Raw genomic sequence first — 3,427 nt, forward strand, 5'->3', positions numbered from 1 at the left:
AATTGCTACTCCAGCCAGTCAAGCGACTGAACCGCAAGTCTCCTACCTACCTGACTTGCACCCGCGCTGCGTCGAGGTGAACCCTCCCACCCAACGCGTGCAAAGCCCGGCGTCGAGTAGGAAGATGGCGCCGTGCGGTTCCGCGTCCTCGGTGGGTTCGGCGTCGACGGCATCGCCGAGCGGGATCTGGGCAGCCGCAAGGCGCGGACGCTCTTGAAGGTGCTGGTGCTGGCCCGCACGTCGCCGGTGAGCGGCTCCGGCACCGGCGGCAGACCCTGGGCGAGGGCGTGAACCCGCTCGCGCGCCGTCGGGCGCAGCAGTTGGTTGGCCGCGCGGAGCAGGGCGAAGAAGGACCGGTCGGCGATGTTGCCGGTCCACCTCATCGCGGTCGAGCACAACACCATGGCCGACACCCGGTCCGGGTGGCGTCGCCAGAACACCTGCGCCAGCGCCCCGCCGAGCGAGTAGCCGATCGCCGTCACCTGCGGCAGCTCCAACACGTCCAGCAGCGCGGCGGCGTCGTCGACGCAGTCGTCGAGCCGGAACCGCTCGCTACGGATCCCGCGCCCGTGCCAGCGCTGATCGAAGGCGACGACCCGGTACCGCTCGGCGAGCGCCCCGATGGTCGTGAACCACGTCAGGTGGGTCGTGGTGCCGAGCCCGTGGAACAGCAGCAGGGTCGGGGCGTCCTGGCTCGGACCGGGGACGTCCACGACGAAGGTCTCGCCGCGGTCCGGCAGCTCCAGCACGCGACCCTCGGGTACGGCGATCCGCTCGGTCAGCGGGAGGTCGGCGGGGCGCAGTCGGCGCATCGCACCCATGGCGAACCGTGCGGCCACCCCGAGAGCTCGGCGCGCGTTGGCTCGTTCCAACGGAGGGCTCACGCGGACGCCTTCGTGTAGGCGCCGCCATCGCCGTCATCGCCGGGGTCGAGCGCGTCCCCGGGATCGTCGTCGCTGTCGAGCTCGGCGAGTGCTGCAGGGAAGTACGACGCCAGCGCCTCGACATCGGGCAGCAGATCGGGACATGCCAGCAGCGAGAAGTTCATCCGGTCGACGTAGGACCACACCGTCACGTTCAGCCCGATCCCCTCGATCAGCGGGCCGACGCTGAACAGGTCGGACAGGCGGGCGCCACCGATGCTCACCGGCTCGCGTGGGCCGGGGACGTTGGACACGATCGTGTTGAACGGTGGAGGGTGCAGACGTGCCGCCCCCCAGCGTGAGTACAGCTGCATCAACCAGGACAGCGGGGCCGGTGGCGTGAACTGCGTCCAGTCGGTGAGCATGGTGGGGCCGAGGCGCTGCTGGATCTGCTTGGCGTGGTGGGCGATCCGGCTGATCCGCGCGAGCCGCTCGGTCGGGTCATCGACGTCGGTCGCCAGCGTCGTGAAGAGGTTGGACACGCGGTTGCCGACGAGCCGTGGCCGGTCGTCCTCCGAGGGCACTCCGACCGGGACGCCGGCGATCAGCGACCGCGCCGGATGCTCGTCGTGGGCGTTCAGCCACCTGCGCAGGGCACCGGAGACCACGCCCAGGACCACGTCGTTGAGCGTCACCCCGTCGTGCATGGCCTTGATCCGCTTGCACTCGGCCAGCGGCAAGGAGACGGTCGCGAAGGACCTGCGGGGCGTGAGCGGGCGGTTGATGGATGTCCGCGGAGCGTGCAGGACCGGCACCGGGGCGTCGGTCTGCACCGAGCGTCGGTACCGGATCACCTCCCCGATGCCCCGCACGGTCCGCAGCAGCAGCCGCGGCAGGAGGGCGATCTGCACGATCGCGTCGCGGAGGGCGTCGAGCACCAGCTGGCGGTCCGAGGGGGGGCCGACCGCAGCGGTCGCTTCGTCGTCCAGCTCGGGTGGAGGGACCGGTCCGTCGGCGGTGCGCACATCGGTGACGTTGGCGAGCAGCGCGTTGGCGGCCTCGCCGTCGGCCAGCGAGTGGTGCATCTTGGCGACGATCGCGACGCGGCCGTCCGCGAGACCCTCGCACAGGTGCAGCTCCCACAGCGGCACCGAGCGGTCCAGCGGTGTGCTGGCGATGTCACCGATCAGCTCCTCGAGGTCGCGGACCGACCCCGCCCCGGGCACGGTGTGCATGAAGAAGTGCTGGTCGGGATCGATCCGGGGCTGGGTGACCCAGACCGGGTGGTTGAGTCGGAACGGCACCGGCACGACGCGACGCCGCAGCGGCGGCAGCCGCGGCAAGCGTCCGAGCATCCCGGCGATCAGCGTGTCGCGGTTCAGCTCGGCGGTCGGCTCCAGGATGGCGATCTTCAGGGTGTGCATGTGCATCGAGGGCGTCTCGAGGTAGAGGAAGCCGGCATCGACCCCCTCCATCCGCGTCCAACCTCGTTGGCTCACGACGCCCCCCGGAGCTCGCGGGGCACGACCTTCCCCGCCGCGTTGCGTGGCAGCTCGTCGAGCAACACGACGTCGCGGGGCACCTTGTAGCCCGCGAGCGTGGCCTTGACGTGGGCTCTCACCTCGTCAGGCGACAGGGCCGCGCCCGGCACCGTGACGACGTACGCCGCCAGTCGCTGCCCGAAGTCCTCGTCCTCGACGCCGATCACCACGACCTCGCGCACCGCGTCTAGGCGGCCGATGGCCTTCTCCACCTCGATCGGGTAGACGTTCTCGCCCCCCGAAACGATCATGTCGTCGTCGCGCCCCACGACGTACAGACGACCTTCCGCGTCGAACCGTCCCACGTCGCCGGACTCCATGAAGCCGTCGCGGGCATCCTTGGACCCACCGTGGGTGTAGCCCTCGAAGGGTGACGCGCCGCGGACCACGATGCGGCCGACGTCGCCGACAGGAACGGGCCGCCAGCCGTCGTCGACGACCTGCACGCGGGTGCCCGGGACCGGCCGTCCCGCCGTGTCCGGGGCATGCCGGAGGTCGGCAGGGCTGGCCACGCTGATCTGACCCGCCTCGGTCGCGTTGTAGCTGTTGTACACGACGTCACCGAAGCGGTCCATGAAGGCCGTGACGGCATCGGGGCGCATGCGTGATCCGCTGGCGGACACGAACCGCAGCGAACCCAGCGAGTAGCAGGCCAACACCTCCTCGGGGAGCTCGATGATCCGCTCGAGCATCACCGGGACCAGCGACAGGCCGGTGGCGCCGTGGTCGTCGACCAGGGCCAACGTCGCCTCGGGATCGAACCGACGGCGCATCACGACCGTGCAGGTCATGATCGCCGCGATCACCAGCTGCCCGAAGCCCCACGCGTGGAACATCGGCGCAGCCACGACCACGGTCTCCTCGGCCCGCCACGGGATGCGCTCGAGCATCCCGGCCAGCTCGTCGGGTCCGCCGCCGCTGCGGCGCGCGCCCTTGGGAGTCCCGGTCGTCCCCGCCGTCAGCAGCACGACCCGTCCGGTGCGGTCCACCGCCGGCGGCGAGGATCCGAGGTGGGAGTGGATC

The 3,427-nt window shown here is 70.9% G+C and carries 3 protein-coding genes; all 3 read right to left on the reverse strand.

Going from position 1 to position 3,427, the window contains the following annotated elements; all coding sequences use genetic code 11:
- Nucleotides 1-5: 5 nt before the first annotated feature.
- Nucleotides 6-821, reverse strand: a complete 816-nt coding sequence (locus tag KY469_22665; protein MBW3665895.1) for an alpha/beta hydrolase — start codon at nucleotides 819-821, stop codon at nucleotides 6-8.
- 59 nt (nucleotides 822-880) lie between these two features.
- Nucleotides 881-2,338 (reverse strand): wax ester/triacylglycerol synthase family O-acyltransferase, encoded by a 1,458-nt coding sequence (locus KY469_22670; GenBank protein MBW3665896.1) that lies wholly within the window; start codon nucleotides 2,336-2,338, stop codon nucleotides 881-883.
- A 20-nt stretch (nucleotides 2,339-2,358) separates the two neighbouring features.
- On the reverse strand, nucleotides 2,359-3,427 hold a 1,069-nt coding region (locus KY469_22675; protein ID MBW3665897.1), incomplete at its 5' end, for an AMP-binding protein.

Source organism: Actinomycetota bacterium (assembly GCA_019347575.1).
Taxonomy (GTDB): domain Bacteria; phylum Actinomycetota; class Nitriliruptoria; order Nitriliruptorales; family Nitriliruptoraceae; genus JAHWKY01.

Coding starts and splice junctions, on each gene's coding strand:
- KY469_22670 (MBW3665896.1), bottom strand. CDS start 2,338: ATGGAGGGGGTCGATGCCGGCTTCCTCTACCTCGAGACGCCCTCGATG.
- KY469_22665 (MBW3665895.1), bottom strand. CDS start 821: ATGGGTGCGATGCGCCGACTGCGCCCCGCCGACCTCCCGCTGACCGAG.